Annotated in this window: 22 protein-coding genes; 3 read left to right on the forward strand and 19 right to left on the reverse strand. The window is 63.0% G+C overall.

Annotated elements, in window-relative coordinates:
* Positions 1–25: 25 nt before the first annotated feature.
* The 5 genes from ACIPIJ_RS02705 to ACIPIJ_RS02725 all read right to left on the reverse strand — a co-directional run bounded on the left by ACIPIJ_RS02705 (position 26) and on the right by ACIPIJ_RS02725 (position 2,821).
* Positions 26–586, reverse strand: coding sequence for a phage baseplate assembly protein V (locus ACIPIJ_RS02705; protein ID WP_401072444.1), 561 nt, complete (start codon positions 584–586; stop codon positions 26–28).
* Positions 583–1,080 carry a hypothetical protein gene (locus ACIPIJ_RS02710; protein ID WP_401072446.1) on the reverse strand — a complete coding sequence of 166 codons (498 nt, stop codon included), beginning with the start codon at positions 1,078–1,080 and terminating at the stop codon, positions 583–585. Before ACIPIJ_RS02710 ends, ACIPIJ_RS02705 begins: the two co-directional genes overlap by 4 nt.
* An 11-nt stretch (positions 1,081–1,091) precedes the next feature.
* On the reverse strand, positions 1,092–1,430 hold the full coding sequence (locus ACIPIJ_RS02715) for a phage holin family protein (protein ID WP_401072448.1): 339 nt from the start codon (positions 1,428–1,430) through the stop codon (positions 1,092–1,094).
* Between the two features lie 476 nt (positions 1,431–1,906).
* Positions 1,907–2,653, reverse strand: a complete 747-nt coding sequence (locus ACIPIJ_RS02720) for a helix-turn-helix transcriptional regulator (protein WP_401072450.1) — start codon at positions 2,651–2,653, stop codon at positions 1,907–1,909.
* 39 nt (positions 2,654–2,692) lie between these two features.
* Complete coding sequence (locus ACIPIJ_RS02725) at positions 2,693–2,821, reverse strand: hypothetical protein (protein ID WP_401072451.1); 129 nt, start codon at positions 2,819–2,821, stop codon at positions 2,693–2,695.
* Between the two features lie 169 nt (positions 2,822–2,990).
* On the opposite strand from ACIPIJ_RS02725, the gene mutS reads away from it, so the two are divergent.
* Together mutS and fdxA are read left to right on the forward strand one after the other, a co-directional pair.
* On the forward strand, positions 2,991–5,564 hold the full coding sequence (mutS, locus tag ACIPIJ_RS02730) for a DNA mismatch repair protein MutS (protein WP_401072453.1): 2,574 nt from the start codon (positions 2,991–2,993) through the stop codon (positions 5,562–5,564).
* 140 nt (positions 5,565–5,704) lie between these two features.
* Positions 5,705–6,028, forward strand: coding sequence for a ferredoxin FdxA (gene fdxA, locus ACIPIJ_RS02735; protein ID WP_401072455.1), 324 nt, complete (start codon positions 5,705–5,707; stop codon positions 6,026–6,028).
* Between the two features lie 512 nt (positions 6,029–6,540).
* Here fdxA and rpoS read toward each other — a convergent pair.
* The 8 genes from rpoS to ACIPIJ_RS02775 form a co-directional block, all read right to left on the reverse strand.
* Positions 6,541–7,548: an RNA polymerase sigma factor RpoS gene (gene rpoS, locus ACIPIJ_RS02740; RefSeq protein ID WP_033700853.1), complete on the reverse strand. Its 1,008-nt coding sequence runs from the start codon at positions 7,546–7,548 to the stop codon at positions 6,541–6,543.
* Between the two features lie 108 nt (positions 7,549–7,656).
* The gene (locus tag ACIPIJ_RS02745; RefSeq protein WP_401072457.1) at positions 7,657–8,514 is read right to left on the reverse strand and encodes a peptidoglycan DD-metalloendopeptidase family protein; all 858 of its coding nucleotides are present in this window, start codon (positions 8,512–8,514) and stop codon (positions 7,657–7,659) included.
* 185 nt (positions 8,515–8,699) lie between these two features.
* Positions 8,700–9,338: a protein-L-isoaspartate(D-aspartate) O-methyltransferase gene (locus ACIPIJ_RS02750; RefSeq protein WP_401073415.1), complete on the reverse strand. Its 639-nt coding sequence runs from the start codon at positions 9,336–9,338 to the stop codon at positions 8,700–8,702.
* A 38-nt stretch (positions 9,339–9,376) separates the two neighbouring features.
* A complete protein-coding gene (surE, locus tag ACIPIJ_RS02755; RefSeq protein ID WP_317661507.1) occupies positions 9,377–10,126 on the reverse strand; it encodes a 5'/3'-nucleotidase SurE in 750 nt (249 codons plus the stop codon).
* Positions 10,114–11,172 carry a tRNA pseudouridine(13) synthase TruD gene (truD, locus tag ACIPIJ_RS02760; RefSeq protein WP_401072459.1) on the reverse strand — a complete coding sequence of 353 codons (1,059 nt, stop codon included), beginning with the start codon at positions 11,170–11,172 and terminating at the stop codon, positions 10,114–10,116. Before truD ends, surE begins: the two co-directional genes overlap by 13 nt.
* The gene (gene ispF, locus ACIPIJ_RS02765; protein ID WP_401072461.1) at positions 11,169–11,642 is read right to left on the reverse strand and encodes a 2-C-methyl-D-erythritol 2,4-cyclodiphosphate synthase; all 474 of its coding nucleotides are present in this window, start codon (positions 11,640–11,642) and stop codon (positions 11,169–11,171) included. Before ispF ends, truD begins: the two co-directional genes overlap by 4 nt.
* Positions 11,643–11,718: 76 nt before the next feature.
* Positions 11,719–12,573 carry an S-formylglutathione hydrolase gene (gene fghA, locus ACIPIJ_RS02770; RefSeq protein WP_401072463.1) on the reverse strand — a complete coding sequence of 285 codons (855 nt, stop codon included), beginning with the start codon at positions 12,571–12,573 and terminating at the stop codon, positions 11,719–11,721.
* An 8-nt stretch (positions 12,574–12,581) separates the two neighbouring features.
* Positions 12,582–13,694: an S-(hydroxymethyl)glutathione dehydrogenase/class III alcohol dehydrogenase gene (locus tag ACIPIJ_RS02775; protein WP_401072465.1), complete on the reverse strand. Its 1,113-nt coding sequence runs from the start codon at positions 13,692–13,694 to the stop codon at positions 12,582–12,584.
* Positions 13,695–13,801: 107 nt separating this feature from the next.
* On the opposite strand from ACIPIJ_RS02775, the gene ACIPIJ_RS02780 reads away from it, so the two are divergent.
* A complete protein-coding gene (locus ACIPIJ_RS02780) occupies positions 13,802–14,698 on the forward strand; it encodes a LysR substrate-binding domain-containing protein (RefSeq protein ID WP_401072467.1) in 897 nt (298 codons plus the stop codon).
* A gap of 60 nt (positions 14,699–14,758) precedes the next feature.
* Here the strand turns inward: ACIPIJ_RS02780 and ispD are convergent, their stop codons facing one another.
* The 6 genes from ispD to ACIPIJ_RS02810 form a co-directional block, all read right to left on the reverse strand.
* Positions 14,759–15,466 carry a 2-C-methyl-D-erythritol 4-phosphate cytidylyltransferase gene (gene ispD, locus ACIPIJ_RS02785; protein ID WP_401072469.1) on the reverse strand — a complete coding sequence of 236 codons (708 nt, stop codon included), beginning with the start codon at positions 15,464–15,466 and terminating at the stop codon, positions 14,759–14,761.
* Positions 15,463–15,744: a cell division protein FtsB gene (gene ftsB, locus ACIPIJ_RS02790; protein ID WP_008099637.1), complete on the reverse strand. Its 282-nt coding sequence runs from the start codon at positions 15,742–15,744 to the stop codon at positions 15,463–15,465. Before ftsB ends, ispD begins: the two co-directional genes overlap by 4 nt.
* A 175-nt stretch (positions 15,745–15,919) precedes the next feature.
* Positions 15,920–17,209: a phosphopyruvate hydratase gene (eno, locus tag ACIPIJ_RS02795; protein WP_401072471.1), complete on the reverse strand. Its 1,290-nt coding sequence runs from the start codon at positions 17,207–17,209 to the stop codon at positions 15,920–15,922.
* A gap of 196 nt (positions 17,210–17,405) precedes the next feature.
* A complete protein-coding gene (locus ACIPIJ_RS02800) occupies positions 17,406–19,034 on the reverse strand; it encodes a CTP synthase (protein WP_401072473.1) in 1,629 nt (542 codons plus the stop codon).
* Positions 19,035–19,303: 269 nt separating this feature from the next.
* Positions 19,304–20,584, reverse strand: coding sequence for a tRNA lysidine(34) synthetase TilS (gene tilS / locus ACIPIJ_RS02805; protein ID WP_401072475.1), 1,281 nt, complete (start codon positions 20,582–20,584; stop codon positions 19,304–19,306).
* Positions 20,585–20,677: 93 nt separating this feature from the next.
* Complete coding sequence (locus ACIPIJ_RS02810) at positions 20,678–21,625, reverse strand: acetyl-CoA carboxylase carboxyltransferase subunit alpha (RefSeq protein WP_401072477.1); 948 nt, start codon at positions 21,623–21,625, stop codon at positions 20,678–20,680.
* Positions 21,626–21,665: the final 40 nt, after the last annotated feature.

The following is a 21,665-nucleotide window of genomic DNA, read 5'->3' on the forward strand; positions in this document are numbered from 1 at the left end:
AAAAGCCCGCATGGGCGGGCCTGGTTCAGTGTTTGTGGTTGGCTGTGTTGCCGGCGGTGTCGATGACGCGCCCGCCGCCAGTGATATCGCCGCTGACTTGCAACGGGCCATCAACGGCTACGTTGCCGGTGAGCTTGATTGCCGCCGCCTGCAAACTGATCGCACCGTCGCTGACCTGCACCGTGCTGGCGCCGACTGTGATGGTGGCGCTGCCGCCGGGCAATTGGATGTCGTAATGGCTGGCCTGCCAGTCGTAGCTGAGCGAGCCACCATCGTCGAAACGCCAGATCTCGACATGGTCACGGTTGTCCGCCGCGCTGCCGGCATTGCCATAAAGGCCGGGGATGAAGGTGCCCTGGGCCGGTTCACCACTGGGGCACAGCAACACGCCCTGCTCGCCCAGGCTCGGTGCTCGCCAATGCCGGGCCTTGCCTGCGGCCAACGCATGCCAGCGCAGCCAGGCGCTGGTCCAGCCACTGCCATCGGAAACCCGCACCCTGGCCGCAGCAAAGTCCACCGCGACCACCCGGCAGGGGATCAGCAGGCACGCCAGCATGCGGTCATGCATTGCGCTGACGTAACTCATGCCAGGTCCTCCGGCGCGTGGTAACTGCCCTCATTACCCGGTCCGATAGCCGGAGCAAAGCCCAGCATCAGGGTTCCTGGCGGCTGGTCTGGCCACTGCCAACGCGGCTCGCCGAGCAGCACCGGCTGGTCCCAGCGCACCGTCCAGGCGCTGCCGTCGAATTGCGCCTGGACATTGCGGGTGGCTTCGACAAAATCCAGCGCCCAGTGCTGCTGGCGCAACAGGTCCATCAGTTGCGCGGCCAGCAGGCTGCCCTGCAGGCGGGCTTCGGGGTTGGCGCTGTCGGCAGTGATGTCTGCCTCGAAGGTGGCGATCAGTACCGAACGCCCATCACGCGGCGCCGCATCGGCCGTCATGCGCACGATGCCATGGCGCAAGGCTGGCCGCTCAGGTGCATTGCCTACCGCTGTGTAAGCATCGACAGATGCCAGCTGCGGCATCGCCTCACGAATGGTTGCGGTCACTGCCGTCTGTAAAATGGCCAGTTCGCTCATGCCTATCCTCCTTATCGCTCGTCGCCTGGGGCGCTGTCGCGCAGCCCCAGCCGTCTGATCGCCCAGCGTTCGTACAGGCGCATGGCAACATCGGCCCCGCCCACCGCAGTCAGGCAACCCAACGCGCTGGCTGCCCAGATCGACAGGCCGCCGGCATACAGCAGCATGACCGTCGACACCCCGCAGACCACGCAGGCCCCGGACCGCAACACCAACCGCCGCAACAGCGACCAGCCGGTGGCCCCCGCTTTGTCGGCCCGCCACATTTCGCCGCTGAGGCCGCCCAGCAATGCCAGGACGATTACCAGCCAGAGCGGCATCTCCAGCAACGCTTGTTGCTCGTTCGTCACTGTCCTGTCTCCTGTGTGAAGCCTGCTGGCGGAGGCCAACAGGTGTTTGTGGATGCTCTGAATTTCAAATGACTCGGCATTCCAAAAAGCCCGGGTGTCAGGCTTTTCAGTAATGCGTTGTCGAACCGTCGGCCACGACTGGTGACGCCAAGCGGTTCCGCTTCAAATTGGTGATTCCGACCGCGGCCACTTGCCCGCCGGATAACTGATCGTGGTGCTTTACGCTGCGCACCCGGGCCAGTTGCCAACCCTCTGAACAGTTGAGGCCTGTTCATCGCTGCCTGTGTAACAACCGGTTTCCGTCCGGCTTGAGACACAGGCTATGCATTGATGCATATGCAGTCAATGCATTTCTTCGTATTTTTATGCATTGGATTTTGCTGTTATGCATGAAGCCCTTGTGCGGTCAGGCCTGTAGGGCTTTTCTGCAGCCGAAAAAAAACCCGCCGAAGCGGGTTTTTGATGTGGCGTAACAGTCAGCGGGCGTACATGCCCCACCAGAACACATGCCCGAGCAGGCTGATCTGCTCCTCCTGCATCTGCTGGAAGCTGTAGTCTTCATCGGGGTGTTCATCACGGTTGAAGCTACGCAGGCGGATGCCGGTGGGCAGCCGGTAAACCTGCTTCACCCGCAACTGGCCGTTGTGGTTGATGGCATAGAGGTCGCCATCGATGATGTCGCCGATCGAACACTTGCCGGTGTTGACCCCGACCGTCGCCCCATCGCGCAGTACTGGCAGCATGCTATTGCCACGCACGGTGACGCATTTGGCGTGGTCGAACTGCACGCCGTTATGGCGCAGGCTGCGCTTGCCGAAGCGCAGGCAAGCGCGCTCGCTTTCCTCGATGACGAATCTTCCTGATCCTGCTGCCAATTCGACCTCGCGAAGAAAGGGTACCGACACCTCGTCGTCCTCGACGGGCGTTTCATCGTCCCACAGGCTGATATCGCTGAGGTCCGCATGGCCGTGTGCTGGCAGCGCGGCCTCGCGCGACGCGCCCAGTTCGGCACGGCCGCGCAATTGTTCGGTGCTGACGCCGAAATAGTCGGCGATCTTCGAGACATGTTTGTCCGAAGGGTCGACGATCTTCTCGGCGAGGATTCGAGACAGCGTGGATTGAGGTACGCCCGTGCGCCGGTGCAGCTCTGTGGGGGACAGGCCGTGGCGGTCGAGCAGTTCTCTGAGTACGGTGGCTACATTGCGTTTTTGCATAACGTGCATAATGCAGGCACGCCGCAGGAAATGCAATGCATCGCTGTGTTAATGCACGTCGCCGCGCTTGAGGCCTTCGCGAGCGATTGCGCCGAAGGCGTGTTCATCCTGCCGGCCCAGGCGCGGCAGCCCGTTCGGCCACTCACCCGACCAGTCGAAAGCGTTCAGCTGGCGCATGTCGATCGGGGCTGATCGGTCAGCACCCGGATCACCGGCAGTTCACCCGGTTTACTGCGCGGCACTTGAGCACAGTGCTCAGCCTTGCGCCGCCTGCATCTCGGTGAAAAAGCCTGTACCATTGCCGGTTTCACAATCGCCAACCAGATCACCCGCTGTAAGGCCCTGAATGTCTGATCTTTCCGCACACACCCCGATGATGCAGCAGTACTGGAAGCTGAAAAACCAGCACCCAGACCAGCTGATGTTCTACCGCATGGGCGACTTTTACGAAATCTTCTACGAAGATGCGAAAAAAGCCGCGAAACTGCTGGATATCACCCTGACCGCGCGCGGTCAGTCAGCGGGCCAGTCGATCCCCATGTGCGGGATTCCGTTCCATTCGCTGGAAGGCTACCTGGCCAAACTGGTCAAGCTCGGCGAGTCGGTGGTGATCTGCGAACAGATTGGCGACCCCGCCACCAGCAAGGGCCCGGTCGAGCGTCAGGTTGTGCGCATCATCACCCCGGGCACGGTCAGTGACGAAGCGCTGCTCGATGAGCGCCGCGACAACCTGATTGCCGCGCTGCTCGGTGACGAGCGCCTGTTCGGGCTGGCGGTGCTGGATATCACCAGCGGCAACTTCAGCGTGCAGGAGATCAAAGGCTGGGAAAACCTGCTGGCCGAGCTCGAGCGCCTGAACCCGGTCGAGCTGTTGATCCCCGACGACTGGCCGCGTGACCTGCCGGCCGAGAAGCGCCCAGGCGCGCGCCGCCGCGCGCCCTGGGACTTCGACCGTGACTCGGCGCGCAAGGCCCTGTGCCAGCAGTTCGCGACCAAGGACCTCAAGGGTTTTGGTTGCGACAAGCTGACCTTGGCCATCGGCGCTGCCGGCTGCCTGCTGACCTACGCCAAGGAAACCCAGCGCACCGCCCTGCCGCACCTGCGCAGCCTGCGCCACGAGCGCCTGGACGACACGGTAATCCTCGACGGCGCCAGCCGCCGCAACCTGGAGCTGGACATCAACCTGGCCGGCGGGCGTGACAACACCCTGCAGTCGGTGATCGATCGCTGCCAGACCGCCATGGCCAGCCGCCTGCTTAGCCGCTGGCTGAACCGCCCGCTGCGCGACCTCAAGGTCCTGCAGGCGCGCCAGGACTCGATCCGCTGCCTGCTCGACGGCTACCGTTTCGAAAAACTGCAGCCGCAGCTCAAGGAAATTGGCGATATCGAGCGGATTCTCGCCCGTATCGGCCTGCGCAACGCCCGCCCACGCGACCTGGCGCGCCTGCGCGATGCCCTCGGCGCCCTGCCCGAGCTGCAGAACGCCATGTCCGAACTGGAGGCGCCGCACCTGGCGCGCCTGGCCGCCATCACCGGCACTTATCCCGAGCTGGCCAGCCTGCTGGAGCGGGCTGTGGTCGACAACCCACCAGCGGTGATCCGTGACGGCGGTGTGCTCAAGGCCGGTTACGATAACGAACTGGACGAGTTGCTGGCGATCAGCGAGAACGCCGGCCAGTTCCTGATCGACTTGGAAGCCCGCGAGAAGGCCCGCACCGGCCTTGCCAACCTCAAGGTCGGCTACAACCGCGTGCACGGCTATTTCATCGAGCTGCCGACCAAGCAGGCCGAACAGGCTCCGGGCGATTACATTCGCCGGCAGACCCTCAAGGGCGCCGAGCGCTTCATCACGCCGGAGCTGAAGGCTTTCGAGGACAAGGCGCTGTCGGCCAAGAGCCGCGCCCTGGCTCGCGAGAAGATGCTCTACGACGCGCTGCTGGAAACCCTCATCAGCCACCTGGCGCCGCTGCAGGACAGCGCCGCCGCACTGGCCGAACTGGATGTGCTGAGCAACCTCGCCGAGCGTGCGCTGAACCTGGACCTGAACTGCCCGCGCTTCGTCGACGAGCCCTGCCTGCGCATCGACCAGGGCCGTCACCCAGTCGTCGAGCAAGTGCTGACCACGCCGTTCGTGGCCAACGACCTGGGCCTGGACAACAGCACCCGCATGCTGATCATCACCGGCCCGAACATGGGCGGTAAGTCCACCTACATGCGCCAGACCGCGCTGATCGTGCTGATGGCGCACATCGGCAGTTTCGTACCGGCGGCCAGCTGCGAGCTGTCGCTGGTCGACCGCATCTTCACCCGTATCGGCTCCAGCGACGACCTGGCCGGCGGGCGTTCGACCTTCATGGTCGAGATGAGCGAAACCGCCAACATCCTGCACAACGCCACCGACCGCAGCCTGGTGCTGATGGACGAGGTGGGCCGCGGCACCAGTACCTTCGATGGCCTGTCGCTGGCTTGGGCGGCTGCCGAGCGCCTGGCCCAGCTGCGTGCCTACACGCTGTTCGCCACCCACTACTTCGAGCTGACCGTGCTGCCGGAGAGCGAACCCTTGGTGGCCAACGTGCACCTGAACGCCACCGAGCACAATGAACGCATCGTGTTCCTGCACCACGTGCTGCCTGGCCCCGCCAGCCAAAGCTACGGCCTGGCCGTGGCACAACTGGCGGGTGTGCCGTCGCCGGTCATCCAGCGTGCCCGCGAACACCTGGGGCGCCTGGAAACCAGCAGCCTGCCGCATGAATTACCCGTGTCGAAAAAAGCCAAGGGCGAGCCACAAGCACCGCACCAGAGCGACCTGTTCGCCAGCCTGCCGCACCCGGCCATCGACAAGCTGGGCAAGCTGGACCTTGACGACATGACCCCACGTCAAGCTATCGAAATGCTATATCAACTAAAGAACCTGTTATAACGGCGCCCACTACAAGCTGGTAGAATCCGCCGCGGTTTGCTGGTGCTGCAGGTTATTAGCCTGGCCTGCAGCCACATACCCGTAAACCGCGCGGCCCTGAGAGGAAGGGCCGCCGCCGTTGCCTGAGGAGAGAACTAGAAATGACCTTCGTCGTCACCGACAACTGCATCAAATGCAAATACACCGACTGCGTGGAAGTCTGTCCGGTGGACTGCTTCTACGAAGGCCCGAACTTCCTGGTCATTCACCCGGACGAGTGCATCGACTGCGCACTGTGCGAGCCTGAGTGCCCGGCCCAGGCGATTTTCTCGGAAGACGAAGTGCCTGCGGGCATGGAGAACTTCCTCGAGCTCAACGCCGAGCTTGCGGAAATCTGGCCAAACATCACCGAGCGTAAGGATGCCCTGCCTGACGCCGAAGAGTGGGATGGCAAGCCTGGCAAGATTGCCGACCTGGTGCGCTAAGCGCCCGGATACGAAAAAGGCCCGCAACGGGCCTTTTTTCATTTTCTGCAGGCAAAAAAAAGGGGCGGTTTGACCCGCCCACATTTTTTTCCGTAGTCCCTGCTTGTCCCAAACATCGTCCTTAATGAAATCGCTTCTTGCGATGTCCTTGGCCTTCTTCCTGAAAGCCTGTGCATGTCCGTGTGCACAGTTCGAATACTAGCGACTTCCGTGGGCCGGGCAACTGCGAAACCTCACAAGACATTACCAGGGACACATTTCCACAAATCTAAAATCCTCTATTACTTCAAGGGCTTATGAATTTTGTGGCACTGGAAACGACAATGATTTACTCATCCTTACATGGATGTCTTACAACACGAGTAAGCAAAGGCTTACACGCAAAGCATCTGGGGTAGCGCGGTACATATTGCTCCCCCGCCACATGGCACCGGCCTGGGCAGGCATGGCGAACACGCACATACAAAAACGCCCCGAGGTCGTCGGGGCGCTTTGCATGCGAGGGGTAATGCTTACTGGAACAGCGACTCGCTGGACAGGCCATTCTTCTCAAGGATCTCGCGCAGGCGCTTGAGCCCCTCTACCTGGATCTGCCGGACTCGCTCGCGGGTCAGGCCAATCTCCAGGCCAACGTCTTCCAGGGTACTGCTCTCATGACCGCGCAGGCCGAAGCGACGCACGACGACCTCACGCTGCTTGTCGGTCAGCTCGCCCAACCACTGATCGATGCTCTGCGACAGGTCGTCATCCTGCAGCAGCTCGCAAGGGTCGGTTGGCCGGTCGTCGGTCAGGGTATCGAGCAGGGTCTTGTCCGAATCCGGGCCAAGCGAAACGTCCACCGAAGAGACCCGCTCGTTCAGGCCGAGCATGCGCTTGACCTCGGCAACCGGCTTCTCGAGCAAGGTGGCGATTTCTTCAGGGGAAGGTTCGTGGTCGAGCTTCTGTGTCAGTTCCCGCGCGGCACGCAGGTAGACGTTCAGCTCCTTGACCACATGGATCGGCAGGCGAATGGTGCGGGTCTGGTTCATGATCGCCCGTTCGATGGTCTGGCGGATCCACCAGGTCGCATAGGTCGAGAAACGGAAACCGCGCTCCGGGTCGAACTTCTCGACCGCACGGATCAGCCCCAGGTTGCCTTCCTCGATCAGGTCGAGCAACGACAGGCCGCGATTGACGTAACGACGGGCAATTTTCACAACCAGGCGCAGGTTGCTTTCGATCATGCGCTTGCGGCCAGCGGGGTCGCCCTTCTGCGACAGGCGCGCGAAGTGCACTTCCTCTTCCGGCGAAAGCAGAGGCGAGAAACCAATCTCGTTGAGATACAACTGGGTAGCATCAAGCGCCCGGGTGTAATCGATATACTTGTGCTGCTTGAGCGAAGAGCCTGATTTGGCCCTGGTCCGAACCGACGGTACAGCAGGTTCGTCTGACACCACATCCGTTTCCAAAACGATGCCCGTCTCCATGAGGAGGACGTCATCGTCGATGTCAAACTCCGGCGCTTCTTTATTGAGAGCCATTGTTATAGTCCTTTGCTGAGTTCGAACTCAGACTCGAGCGGCGCCTGCATCCCTGGCATCGCTGGAGCCCGTCCCCTCTACATCACAGGAACAGGCCGGGTACAACAATCAACGGCGTGGCAGGAACTGGAGTGGATCGACGGGTTTGCCCTGGCGGCGAATCTCGAAATGCAGCTTCACCCGATCAGTGCCCGTGGACCCCATTTCAGCAATCGACTGCCCTGCCTTGACCTGCTGCCCCTCCCGAACCAACAGCCTGCGGTTGTGACCGTAGGCACTGACATAGGTGTCGCTGTGCTTGATGATGATCAGCTCGCCGTAGCCCCTCAAGCCACTCCCGGCGTAGACCACCGCACCATCAGACGCAGCAAAAACAGGCTGTCCCAAATCACCCGCGATATCAATGCCTTTATTCAAACTACCGTTTGAAGCAAATTTACCAATCAGCACGCCATTGGCCGGCCACGTCCAGCCGCCCACGGCCCGCTCTGCGGCGGGCACCGTGGTAACCACCGGCGCAGGCGTGGTGGGCGAAGTTGGCGTCGTTTTTCCGCCGCTGGCCGGCGGGGTGATAGCGGTTCCAACAGGGCGACGAATGACCGTGGTCTTGCTCGAGGACGACGGGTTGGAGACCACCGTGGTGCTGCCGGTGGAGCCGCTGCTGAAGCGGATCGCCTGGCCTGGGCGAATGGTGTAGGGCGCCGGGATGCCGTTGCGCGCGGCCAGTTCCTTGTAGTCCCAGCCGTAGCGGAAGGCGATGGAGAACAGCGTGTCGCCGGGCTTGACCACGTACTGGCCAGAGGTCACGGTTGGCCGCTTGGGTGCCGCATTGTTGCGGTCGACCACGCGCGCACCAGTCGAACTGGTGCTGGAGCAACCTGTCAGCAGGGTACCCATGGCCAGTGCAATCACCAGAAGCTTGAAACCCGACCGATCCTTGCGCTGCCGAATGACTGTGTGACCCACCCGCGCTCCCCTCATGGTGCCGAAAATCGATAATACGACAAGAAATGCAATAATGTTGCAATTATAACCGAGCCCAACGGCATTGGCAGGCTCGGAGCATGGCCCGGTGAATAGCCTTGATGCCCCGCCAGATAGACAGGGCGAAGCGGCAAGAATTCGTCGCCGTGGCAAATATTCCCTGTTGCTCAGGCCAACGGGCCATTGAGCAGCGGCACGAAGCGCACAGCGCCCAGCACGCGGCGGGAAAAGCCCTGCTCCTCGCGAACGATCAGCATCAGTTGCTGCACCTCGCCTGCCGGCCCCACCGGGATGACCATGCGCCCCCCCGGCGCCAGCTGGTCGAGCAGTGCCTGCGGTACTTCCGCAGCCACAGCGGTGACGATGATGGCATTGTAGGGCGCCAGCGCCTGCCAGCCATCGCAACCATCGCCCCAGCGGAACACCACATTGCGCAGGTTCAGCTCGATCAGGCGCTCCTTGGCCCGGTCCTGCAGTACTTTGATTCGCTCTACAGAGAACACCCGCTCGACCAGCTGTGCCAGGATCGCCGTCTGGTAACCGGAGCCAGTGCCGATCTCCAGCACCTTGTCCAGCGGGCCGGCCTCCAGCAGCAGTTCGCTCATGTGCGCCACCATGAACGGCTGCGAGATGGTCTGGTTGTGCCCGATCGGCAGCGCGGTGTCTTCGTAGGCGCGGTGGGCCAGGGCCTCATCGACGAACAGGTGGCGCGGCGTGCGGCGGATGGCATCGAGCACCTTGGGGTTCGACACGCCCTCCTCGCACAGGCGCTGGATCAGCCGCTCCCGGGTACGCTGGGAGGTCATGCCGATACCACGACGCTGCAGATCGTCCTGTTCACGCATCAGAGCAGGCCCTCCAGCCAACCGTCGAGCTGCTCGAAGGCGTCATTGAAGGTGCGGTCCAGCTGCAGCGGGGTGATCGAGACGTAGCCTTGCATCACTGCATGGAAGTCGGTACCCGGCCCACCATCCTCGGCATCGCCGGCCACGGCAATCCAGTAGCCTTCCTTGCCGCGCGGGTTGACTACCTTGGTCGGCGCTGCCGCCCGCGCCCGGTGGCCGAGGCGGGTGAGCTGGATGCCACGGATGTGCTCCAGCGGCAGGTTGGGGATGTTGACGTTGAGTACCGTGCGCGGCGGCAGCTCCAGGCGAGACTGTGCCTCGACCAGGCGACGGGCGATGAAGGCCGCGGTCGGCAGGTTGTCGGGCAGGCGCGACAGCAACGAGAACGCCAGCGACGTACCACCCAGGAAGCGCCCTTCCAGCGCGGCGGCGACCGTACCGGAATAGATCACGTCATCACCCAGGTTGGCCCCCAGGTTGATGCCCGACACGACCATGTCCGGTGGTTCCGGCAACAGGCCGTTGAGCCCCAGGTGCACGCAATCGGTTGGCGTGCCATTGAGGCTGATGAAACCGTTGGCCAGGGTCTGCGGGTGCAGCGGCCGGTCCAGCGTCAGCGAACTGCCGGCGCCGCTCTTGTCTTGATCCGGGGCGATTACCACGCACTCGGCATAATCCGCCAGCGCCCCATGGAGCGCGGCGAGGCCAGGTGCGGTAACACCGTCATCATTCGAAATCAGAATACGCATGGGCTGTCCGTCTGCCCTGCCGGCACCAGATCGACGAGTTCGCGCACCACCACGGTGGCGAAGCATCCGGCCGGAAGGACGAATTCCAGTTGCAGGATATCAGGCTCGGGATAATGCCACGTCAGGCCGCCAATAGGGAGCCGCAGGATGCGCCGTTCGTGACTCATGCCCGCATTGGCGAGCCATTGGCACAGTGCCGGATGCGCCTCGGCAACCTTCGACTCCAGCGCCGAGGCCGCGCCGGCTGCGGGCGAAGGGCCCTCGCCCCACATCGGGCCGGTGGGGTGCAAGTCGAGGATGGCCAGGCGCGGATCGGAACATTCCTGCTCGCCCGCCGGAAAGAAACTGCGGCTATCGGTGAAGGCCAACAAGTCACCGACCTGCGCGCGTTGCCAACTGCCGTCGGCAACGCGCGCGGCCAGTACCTGGTTGAAGACGTAGCTGCGCGCGGCCGACAGCAGCCGAGAGCGCACATTGCGCTGCTCCGGCAGGGCCTTGCGCTCGGCCCAGTGCTGGGCATCCTGAACGTTGCCGCCAGCGAATCCAAAGCGCTGGCTGCCAAAATAGTTCGGCACTCCGCGCAGCTTTAGGCACTCCAGGCGGGCATCGAGGGCCTGGTGGTCAGCTGCCAGCGCGGTCAGGCGCAGGGTGAAGCCGTTCGCCGAGTGGGCGCCGCGCTGCAGCTTGCGCTGGTGACGCACCTGCTTGAGCACGCGCAGGGTAGCGTCCTCGGCACGCGATAGGTCGGGGTCGGCCTTGCCCGGCAAGTGCAGGCTGAACCACTGGCGCGTGAGCGCCTGGCGGTCCTTGAGGCCGGCATAGCTGATCGAACGCACTGGCACGCCGGCGGCGCGCGCCAGGCGGCGGGCAGCCTCTTCGGTATTGAGGTCGCGCTTCTCGACCCACAGCCACAGGTGCTCGCCCTGGCCGGACAACGGAATGTCGAGCACTTCATCAACTTGGAAGTCTTCGGCCACTGCCTTGAGTACCGCGGTACCCAGTGGTTCACCCGATGCACGCGGGCCCAGCAGTTCCAGTTCGGTCATGCTGCCAGCAACAGGGCGACCGCGTGCACGGCGATGCCCTCCTCGCGGCCGGTGAAGCCCAGCTTTTCGGTGGTGGTGGCCTTGACGTTGACCTGCTCGAGTTCAACCTGCAGGTCTTCGGCGATCAGCTGGCGCATGGTCTCGATGTGCGGGGCCATTTTCGGTGCCTGGGCAACGATGGTGGCGTCGACATTGCCGACCTTCCAGCCCTTGGCCTGGACAATGCCGACCACATGGCGCAGCAGCACACGGCTGTCGGCGCCCTTGAACTGCGGGTCGGTATCGGGGAAGTGCTTGCCGATGTCACCCAGCGCCGCGGCGCCGAGCAAGGCATCGCTCAGGGCATGCAGCAGCACGTCGCCGTCGGAATGGGCCAGGAGGCCAAATGTGTGGGGGATACGCAGCCCACCCAGGGTAATGAAATCACCGTCGCAGAAACGGTGCACATCGTAGCCGTGGCCAATACGCATAGAAAAACGCCCTGATTGAGTCAGGGCGTGATTCTACCTGCTTTGCAGGTGGTTGGGCGGCTTTTGGACCGTCTCGTCAAACCCGCCCAAGTGCCACTGCGTGATGGCGCAGGTGGTCATCGATGAAGCTGGCGATGAAGTAGTAGCTGTGGTCATAGCCAGGCTGCAGGCGCAAGCTCAACCCATGGCCACCCTTGCGTGCCGCCTGCTTCAGCGCTTCGGGCTTGAGCTGCTTTTCCAGGAAGTCATCACGGTCGCCCTGGTCCACCAGCAACGGCGGGCACTTGCCCGCTGGCGTCTCGGCCAGCAGCACGCAGGCATCCCATTCGCGCCAGCGCCCACGGTCTTCACCCAGGTAGCGGCTGAAGGCTTTCTCGCCCCACGGGCAATCCATCGGATTGCTGATCGGCGAAAACGCCGAGATCGAGCGGTAGCGGCCGGGGTTGCGCAAGGCGCAGACCAGCGCGCCGTGCCCGCCCATGGAGTGACCACTGATGCTGCGCTGGTCGGAGGCCGGGAAATGCGCCTCGATCAGCGCGGGCAGCTCGTCCACCACATAGTCGTGCATGCGGTAGTGCTGCGCCCAGGGCTGCTGGGTGGCGTTGAGGTAGAAGCCCGCTCCCAGGCCGAAGTCCCAGGCACCGTCAGGGTCTCCCGGCACCTGCTCGCCACGCGGGCTGGTGTCGGGGGCGACGATGATCAGCCCAAGCTCGGCGGCCAGGCGCTGGGCGCCGGCTTTCTGCATGAAGTTCTCGTCGGTGCAGGTCAGGCCGCTGAGCCAGTACAGCACCGGCAGCTTCTCGCCCTGCTCGGCCTGCGGCGGCAGGTAGACGGCGAACACCATGTCGCAGCCCAGCACCTTGGAGTGATGCCGGTAACGCTTGTGCCAGCCGCCGAAGCTCTTTTGGCAGGAGATGTTATCCAGGCTCATGGCAGACCTCAGAAGTGGATCACGCTGCGGATGCTCTTGCCTTCATGCATCAGGTCGAAGGCCTTGTTGATGTCCTCCAGGCCCATGGTATGGGTGATGAAGGTGTCCAGCGGGATCTCGCCCTTCTCGGCCATGTCGACGTAGCTTGGCAGCTCGCTGCGGCCGCGCACGCCACCGAAGGCCGAACCGCGCCAGACGCGGCCGGTCACCAGTTGGAACGGACGGGTGGCGATTTCCTGGCCAGCACCGGCGACGCCGATGATCACCGACTCGCCCCAACCTTTGTGGCAGCATTCCAGGGCCGCGCGCATCAGCTGTACGTTACCGATGCACTCGAAGGAGAAGTCCACGCCGCCGTCGGTGAGGTCGACGATCACGTCCTGGATCGGGCGATCGTATTCTTTCGGGTTGATGCAGTCGGTAGCGCCCAGTTGGCGGGCGATCTCGAACTTGGCCGGGTTGATGTCGATGGCGATAATGCGCGAGGCCTTGGCCTTGACCGCGCCGATGATCGCCGACAGGCCGATGCCGCCCAGGCCGAAGATGGCCACGGTATCACCTGGCTTGACCTTGGCGGTGTTGAGCACTGCGCCGATACCGGTGGTCACGCCGCAACCGAGCAGGCAGACCTTCTCCAGCGGCGCTTCCTTCTGGATCTTGGCCACGGAAATTTCCGGCAGCACGGTGTACTCGGAGAAGGTCGAGGTGCCCATGTAGTGGAACAGCTGCTGGCCCTTGTACGAGAAGCGAGTGGTGTCGTCGGGCATCAGGCCCTTGCCCTGGGTGGCGCGGATGGCCTGGCACAGGTTGGTCTTGCCAGAGCGGCAGAATTTGCACTGACCGCATTCCGGGGTGTACAGCGGGATCACGTGGTCGCCGACGGCCACCGAAGTCACGCCCTCGCCCACGGCCTCGACGATCGCGCCACCTTCATGGCCGAGGATCGACGGGAAGATACCTTCCGGGTCGGCGCCCGACAAGGTGTAGGCGTCGGTGTGGCAGACACCGCTGGCGACCACGCGCAGCAGCACTTCGCCTGCCTTGGGCATGGCCACGTCGACTTCGACGATTTCCAGGGGTTTCTTGGCCTCGAAGGCAACGGCAGCACGGGACTTGATCATCACGGGTCTCCAGACAGAGTGTCGATTCAGTCCCACAGTGTAATTCAAGTGCTTTTGATGAATAATCCAGGCCAAGACAAAACATTATTGCCACACAGGGATAATCAATGAGCAGTCGCTGGGAAGGCATCGATGAATTCGTCGCCGTCGCCGAGTCTGGCCAGTTCACCGCAGCGGCCGAGCGCATGGGCGTGTCGTCGTCGCATATCAGCCGGCAGATCGCCCGCCTGGAAGAGCGCCTGCAAACGCGCCTGCTGTACCGCAGCACCCGCCGGGTAACCTTGAGTGAAGCCGGGCAGACCTTCCTGCAACACTGCCAGCGCCTGCAGGATGGGCGCGAAGAAGCGCTGCGCGCCATGGGCGACCTGGCCAGCGAGCCCAAGGGGCTGCTGCGCATGACCTGCGCCGTGGCCTATGGCGAACGCTTCATCGTGCCGCTGGTAACGCGCTTCATGGCGCTGTACCCGCAGTTACGGGTCGATGTGGAACTGAGCAACCGCACCCTGGATTTGCTGCACGAAGGCATGGACCTGGCCATCCGCCTGGGCCGGCTCACCGACTCCCGGCTGGTGGCGACGCGCCTGGCGCCAAGGCGCATGTACCTGTGCGCCTCCCCCGCTTACCTTGAACGTTATGGGCGGCCACACAGCCTGTCGGAACTGGCGCGGCACAACTGCCTGATTGGCAGCTCCGATCTTTGGGCCGTGCAGCAGGATGGCCGCGAGGTCAGCCAGCGGGTGCAGGGTAACTGGCGCTGCAACAGTGGCCAGGCGGTGCTCGATGCTGCCCTGCTGGGGATGGGCTTGTGCCAGCTGCCGGACTACTACGTGCTCGAGCACCTCAACAGCGGCGCGCTGGTGTCGTTGCTGGAGGGCCATCAGCCGCCCAATACGGCGGTGTGGGCGCTTTACCCGCAGCAGCGGCATCTATCGCCCAAGGTTCGGCGGCTGGTGGATTATCTGAAGGAAGGGTTGGCGGGGTTGCCGGAGTACAGGCAGGTATGAAAGATTTGTTGGCCTCTTAGCGGGTTTACCCGCGAAGGGGCCGGCACAGGCCTACAAAGATCAGCGCCGTCCCGCCCACCGCTGGCGCAGCCACTCCAGGTCTTCCGGCCGGGTTACTTTGATGTTGTCGCTGCGCCCCTCGATCAAACGGGGCGACTGGCCGGACCATTCGATGGCCGACGCTTCATCGGTAACCACCACATCGGACACCAGGCATTCAGCCAACGCCCGATGCAAAGCCCCGAGGCGGAACATCTGCGGCGTGTAGGCCTGCCAGATGGTGCTGCGGTCCACCGTGGCACTGACTCGCCCGCCGGCATCCGCCCGCTTGAGGGTATCGCGTGCCGGGACCGCCAGCAGGCCACCGACCGGGTCATCGGCCAATTCCGACAACAAACGGTCCAGATCGGTACGCGCCAGGTTCGGCCGCGCCGCGTCGTGCACCAGCACCCAGTCGCTGTCCGCCGCCCCCTGGGCATGCAGCAACAGCAAGGCATTAAGCACCGAGTCGGCGCGCTCGCGCCCACCCGCAGCACGCTGGATACGCGCATCGTTGGCACAACGCAAGGCTGGCCAGTAAGGGTCATCTTCGGCAATGCTGACCACCACGCCCTTGAGCGTGGGATGGCCGAGAAAACAGTCGAGGCTATGCTCGAGAAGGGTCTGCCCGCCCAGTTGCAGATATTGCTTGGGACGGTCGGCAGCCATGCGGGCACCCACACCCGCAGCAGGAATCACGGCCCAGAAAGCCGGTAGTGTTTCGATCATTTTTGCGGCAGCTGGAAGAGGGTTTCGCCCTCTTTGACCATTCCCAATTCATGACGAGCCCGCTCTTCGACGGTCTCCATACCTTTTTTCAACTCCAGGACCTCGGCGTCGAGCACGCGGTTACGCTCCAGCAGCCGCTCGTTCTCGGCATGCTGCTCGTCGATCTGCTGCTTGAGCTCGGTCACTTGCGCCAGGCTGCCATTACCCACCCAAAGGCGATACTGCAGGCCACCAAGCAGCAGGAGCAGGACAAGAAACAACCAATAGGGACTGCGCATCAAGGTATCCAGGTTAAAAAGACCGCCAGCTACGGGCAGGCCTCAAATAGCACGAAGCCTGGCCGAGGCCAGGCTTCGTAGACAGAAACCCGCATGAAGCGTCAGATGATTCAGTACGAAAGCTCAGTACGAAAGATCCGACAGCCTCGGCTGCTGTCTTTTTACCATCTCTTGCTTAGCCGCGAAACTCGGCACGACCACGGTAAACCGCTTTGGCGCCCAGTTGCTCTTCGATGCGCAGCAGCTGGTTGTACTTCGAGACGCGGTCGGAACGGCACAGCGAACCGGTCTTGATCTGGCCAGCAGCAGTACCCACGGCCAGGTCGGCAATGGTCGAGTCTTCGGTTTCACCGGAGCGGTGCGAGATCACGGCGGTGTAGCCGGCAGCCTTGGCCATCTGGATGGCTTCCAGGGTCTCGGTCAGCGAGCCGATCTGGTTGAACTTGATCAGGATCGAGTTACCGATGCCTTTCTCGATGCCTTCCTTGAGGATCTTGGTGTTGGTCACGAACAGGTCGTCACCGACCAGCTGTACCTTCTCGCCGATCTTGTCGGTCAGGATTTTCCAGCCAGCCCAGTCGGACTCGTCCAGGCCGTCTTCGATCGAGATGATCGGGAAACGCTCGGTCAGGCCTTTCAGGTACTCGGCAAAGCCTTCGGCGTCGAACGACTTGCCTTCACCGGACAGGTTGTACTTGCCGTCTTCGTAGAACTCGGAAGCCGCGCAGTCCAGGGCCAGGGTCACGTCGGTGCCCAGCTTGTAGCCGGCTTTCTCAACGGCTTCGGCGATGGCAGCCAGCGCGTCTTCGTTGGACGCCAGGTTCGGCGCGAAGCCGCCTTCGTCACCTACGGCGGTGTTCAGGCCACGGGCCTTGAGCACGGCTTTCAGGTGGTGGAAGATTTCGGTGCCCATGCGCAGGCCATCGGAGAAGGTCTTGGCGCCAACCGGCTGTACCATGAACTCCTGGATGTCGACGTTGTTGTCGGCGTGTTCGCCACCGTTGATGATGTTCATCATCGGTACCGGCATCGAGTACTGGCCCGGGGTGCCGTTGAGGTTGGCGATGTGCGCGTACAGCGGCAGGTCCTGGTCCTGGGCAGCGGCCTTGGCGGCAGCCAGGGAAACCGCCAGGATGGCGTTGGCGCCCAGCTTGGCTTTGTTCTCGGTACCGTCCAGGTCGATCATGGCGCGGTCCAGGGCCTTCTGGTCGGAAGGATCCTTGCCCAGCAGCAGCTCACGGATCGGCCCGTTGATGTTGCCGACGGCCTTCAACACGCCCTTGCCCAGGTAACGGCTCTTGTCGCCATCACGCAGCTCCAGCGCTTCGCGCGAGCCGGTGGAAGCACCGGACGGCGCGCAAGCGCTGCCGATGATGCCGTTGTCGAGCAGTACATCGGCTTCCACGGTGGGGTTGCCACGCGAATCGAGAACTTCACGACCTTTGATGTCGACGATTTTTGCCATTGTTGTAAGCACTCCAGAATTGACGAAAACAACGCAGCTTTAGGAAATTCTTGCCTTGCACCAGGCGGATATGCAGCAGGCAGGCCTGGCAGAAGCAGCCCCTGACCGGCAGGTCAGGGGCAGAACGGGCGGTACTTTACCCGAGAAATGAGCTTTGCGCGGTTTCTACCGTCGGAAAACTCACCAAAGCCTTTTTTCAGGCCTTGTTCTTCTGGGCCAGAGCGGCCTTGACGAAGCCACTGAACAGCGGGTGGCCGTCACGCGGGGTCGAGGTGAACTCCGGGTGGAACTGGCAGGCGACGAACCATGGGTGGTCCTTGGACTCGACCACTTCCACCAGCGCGCCGTCTTCGGAACGGCCGGAAACCACCAGGCCGGCGTCCATCAGTTGAGGCAGCAGGTTGTTGTTGACCTCGTAACGGTGACGGTGACGCTCGGTGATCACGTCCTTGCCGTAACAGTCATGCACCTTCGAGCCGGCAGCCAGCTGGCAGTCCTGTGCGCCCAGGCGCATGGTGCCGCCGAGGTCGGAAGCTTCGGTACGGGTTTCGACGGCACCGGTGGCATCGGCCCACTCGGTGATCAGGCCGACGACCGGGTGGCCGCTGTTGCGGTCAAACTCGGTGGAGTTGGCGTCCTTCCAGCCCAGCACGTTACGGGCGAACTCGATCACGGCAACCTGCATGCCCAGGCAGATACCCAGGTACGGCACCTTGTTTTCACGCGCGTATTGCACCGCGGTGATCTTGCCTTCCACACCGCGCAGGCCGAAACCGCCCGGAACCAGGATGGCATCGGCGCCTTCGAGCAGGCTGGTGCCTTGATTCTCGATGTCTTCGGAGTCGATGTAACGCAGGTTGACCTTGGTGCGGTTGGTGATGCCGGCGTGGCTCATCGCTTCGATCAGCGACTTGTACGCGTCCAGCAGCTCCATGTACTTGCCGACCATGGCGATGGTCACTTCCTGCTCAGGGTTGAGCTTGGCATCGACCACCTTGTCCCACTCGGACAGGTCGGCGCCATTGCACTGCAAGCCGAAGCGCTCGACGACGAAATCGTCCAGGCCCTGAGCGTGCAGCACGCCAGGAATCTTGTAGATGGTGTCGACGTCTTCCAGGGAGATGACCGCACGCTCTTCAACGTTGGTGAACAACGCGATCTTGCGGCGCGACGAGGCATCGACCGGGTGGTCGGAACGGCAGATCAGCACGTCAGGCTGCAGGCCGATGGAGCGCAGCTCCTTGACCGAGTGCTGGGTCGGCTTGGTCTTGGTTTCGCCCGCGGTGGCGATGTAAGGCACCAGGGTCAGGTGCATCAGCATGGCGCGCTTGGAGCCCACTTCGACACGCAGCTGGCGGATTGCCTCGAGGAACGGCTGCGACTCGATGTCACCCACGGTACCACCGATTTCTACCAGGGCCACGTCGGCATCGCCGGCACCCTTGATGATGCGGCGCTTGATTTCGTCGGTGATGTGCGGGATGACCTGGATGGTCGCGCCCAGGTAATCACCACGGCGTTCCTTGCGCAGCACGTGCTCGTAGATGCGGCCGGTGGTGAAGTTGTTGTTCTGGGTCATGGTCGTGCGGATGAACCGCTCGTAGTGGCCCAGGTCAAGGTCGGTCTCGGCGCCATCGTGGGTGACGAAAACCTCACCGTGCTGGAACGGACTCATGGTGCCAGGATCGACGTTGATGTACGGATCCAGCTTGAGCATGGTGACCTTGAGCCCCCGCGCTTCCAGGATGGCCGCCAGGGAAGCCGAGGCAATGCCTTTCCCCAATGAAGAAACAACACCGCCCGTGACGAATATGTAGCGCGTCATGAAAAACCCTAGAAGTCTGCGTTAAAGCGGCCAGCGCCGCCGAAGAAAGCGAAGGAAGGCCGAAGCCCCCGATCACCTGCGTCAATTACAGTGCATCTCGAAAAACTGCCGCGTCTGTACAGACCAGGGGTATCCCCGGCATGGAGTTCGCTCGTCATTTCCAGAATCAGCCCAGCAAAAAACTGCTTGGTAATCGGCAACTGCCGTGTTTCCGAGGAACGCACAGAAGTTGTATCAAGAAGGGAGGGTAGTCTACCGGAATGTACCCTTCAGCTCAAACCTTGCGCGTTCGTCGGAGGTTGCCAAAGCAGCTGGCAATTCGCCTGCCCGAGTTCGGGCAGGTTGGCCACGGCCAGCAAACGCTCGCCGGCGTACAGCAAGGGTAGCCGCGGGCGCACGAAGTGCGGGACCTGCAGCTCGTTGAGCAGGCGTTTGAGGTCACGCTTGCCACGGCCGGGAACGTCCAGTACCTCGCCGCCCTGACGGTAGGCAATGCGCACGTCACCTTGAGCCGCACCCCGCAGGCGGACACTGCCGTTACCCGGCAACGACAGCGTGCTGCCGGGCTGCGCCCAGCACAACGCCCCCGCGACTGGCTGCAGCCAGTCTCCACTCAACCACCAGATACGCCCGTGGCTGCGCTCCAGCTTGCCGTCGGTCAGGTGCCAGACCGGTTGGGCATCGCCTGCAGCATCACGCAGATCTGCCCAGCCGGCCCAATGGCGGCTGTCGGGCAAGCGGGTGCGCAGGCTCAGCCAATATTGCAGCGCATTGCGCTGACGGGCCGGCGAAAGCGCTGTGAGGCTGGCCAGGCCGAGTGAGTCCAGGCCCGCCCAGGCTACGGGGGCTCCTTCCCCGGCCTCGGCCAGGTCAGCGTGAGCCAGCTCTTCCAGTAGCCCGAGCGCCTCACCCAGGTGCTCGGCACTGCGTGCAAGGTTCTGGCTGGCTTGTGGCCAACGCTGCTGTAGCAACGGCAACACCTCTGCGCGCAGGAAGTTGCGGGTAAAGGCCGTGTCGCTGTTTGAGGGATCTTCGATCCAGCTCAGCCCGTGGCCTTGTGCATAGGTGCGCAGCTGCGAACGCGAAACCGCCAGCAACGGCCTGACCAGCTTGCCCTGCCCTAACGGACGCTGCGCCGGCATCGCGGACAGCCCACGCAGGCCGGCACCGCGCAATAGCCGAAACAGCACGGTTTCGGCCTGATCGTCACGATGCTGGCCGGTAAACAGCACATCGCCAGGACCGAGGACGTTCTTGAATGCCGCATAGCGGGCATCGCGGGCGGCCTGTTCGAGGCTGGCACCGGGCACTATCTGGACGTGGATGACGGTAAGCGGGATACCCAGGCGCTGACAGACCGCTTTGCAATGCGCAGGCCAGCCGTCGGCGGCGGGTTGCAGGCCGTGATGGATATGGATGGCGTGCAGCGGGGGCGTTGCGTGGCTGTGGGCGTGGTCGGCCAGCAGGTGCAGGAGGACAGTGGAGTCGAGGCCGCCGGAGAAGGCGATGTGCCAGGCGGGCGCGGTGAGCCAGGGGGTGAGGTTAATCATTGAAGCCTCACATATTCGAAAACGCCGGGGCCGCGTTACGCCCCTTTCGCCGGTTTGCCGGCGAAAGGGGCGTAACGCGGCCCCGAGACTACATCAGATACCGTAGCTCATGAGGCGCTCATAACGACGGGCCAGCAGCGCGTCATTGTCGAACTTGCCGAGCATGTCCAGCTGCTGAACCAGGTCGGCGCGGATGCTTTCGGACATCTTCGCCGGGTCACGGTGGGCGCCGCCCAGCGGCTCCGGGATGACCTTGTCAACGATGTTCAGGCTCTTCAGGCGCTCGGCAGTGATGCCCATGGCCTCGGCAGCGTCAGCCGCCTTGTCGGCGGTCTTCCACAGGATCGAGGCGCAGCCTTCCGGCGAGATCACCGAATAAGTGGAGTACTGCAGCATGTTCAGCTGGTCGCACACACCAATGGCCAGCGCACCGCCGGAACCACCCTCACCGATCACGGTGGCGATGATCGGGGTTTTCAGACGCGCCATGACGCGCAGGTTCCAGGCGATCGCTTCGCTCTGGTTGCGCTCTTCGGCGTCGATACCCGGGTACGCGCCCGGGGTGTCGATGAAGGTCAGGATCGGCATCTTGAAGCGCTCGGCCATTTCCATCAGGCGGCACGCCTTGCGGTAGCCCTCAGGGCGCGGCATGCCGAAGTTGCGGCGCACCTTTTCGCGCACTTCGCGGCCCTTCTGGTGGCCGATGACCATGACCGGCTTGCCATCCAGGCGCGCGGTACCACCCACGATGGCGGCGTCGTCGGAGAAGTGGCGGTCGCCGTGCAGCTCTTCGAACTCGGTGAAGATGTGCTCCAGGTAGTCCAGGGTATAAGGACGACGTGGGTGGCGGGCCAGGCGGGCGATCTGCCAGCTGGTCAGGTTGCCGAAGATGCTTTCGGTCAGGGTGTTGCTCTTGTCTTGCAGACGGGCAATTTCATCGCTGATGTTCAGCGAGTTGTCGTTACCCACCAAACGCAGCCCTTCGATCTTGGCTTGCAGGTCGGCAATCGGCTGTTCGAAATCGAGAAAATTCGGGTTCATAGTCATCCGTCTTGGGTCTACGGCCAGGCGGCCGGCCGGT

Origin of the sequence: Pseudomonas sp. NPDC087185 (genome assembly GCF_044744955.1) — a bacterium.
In the GTDB taxonomy this organism is placed as follows: Bacteria; Pseudomonadota; Gammaproteobacteria; order Pseudomonadales; family Pseudomonadaceae; genus Aquipseudomonas.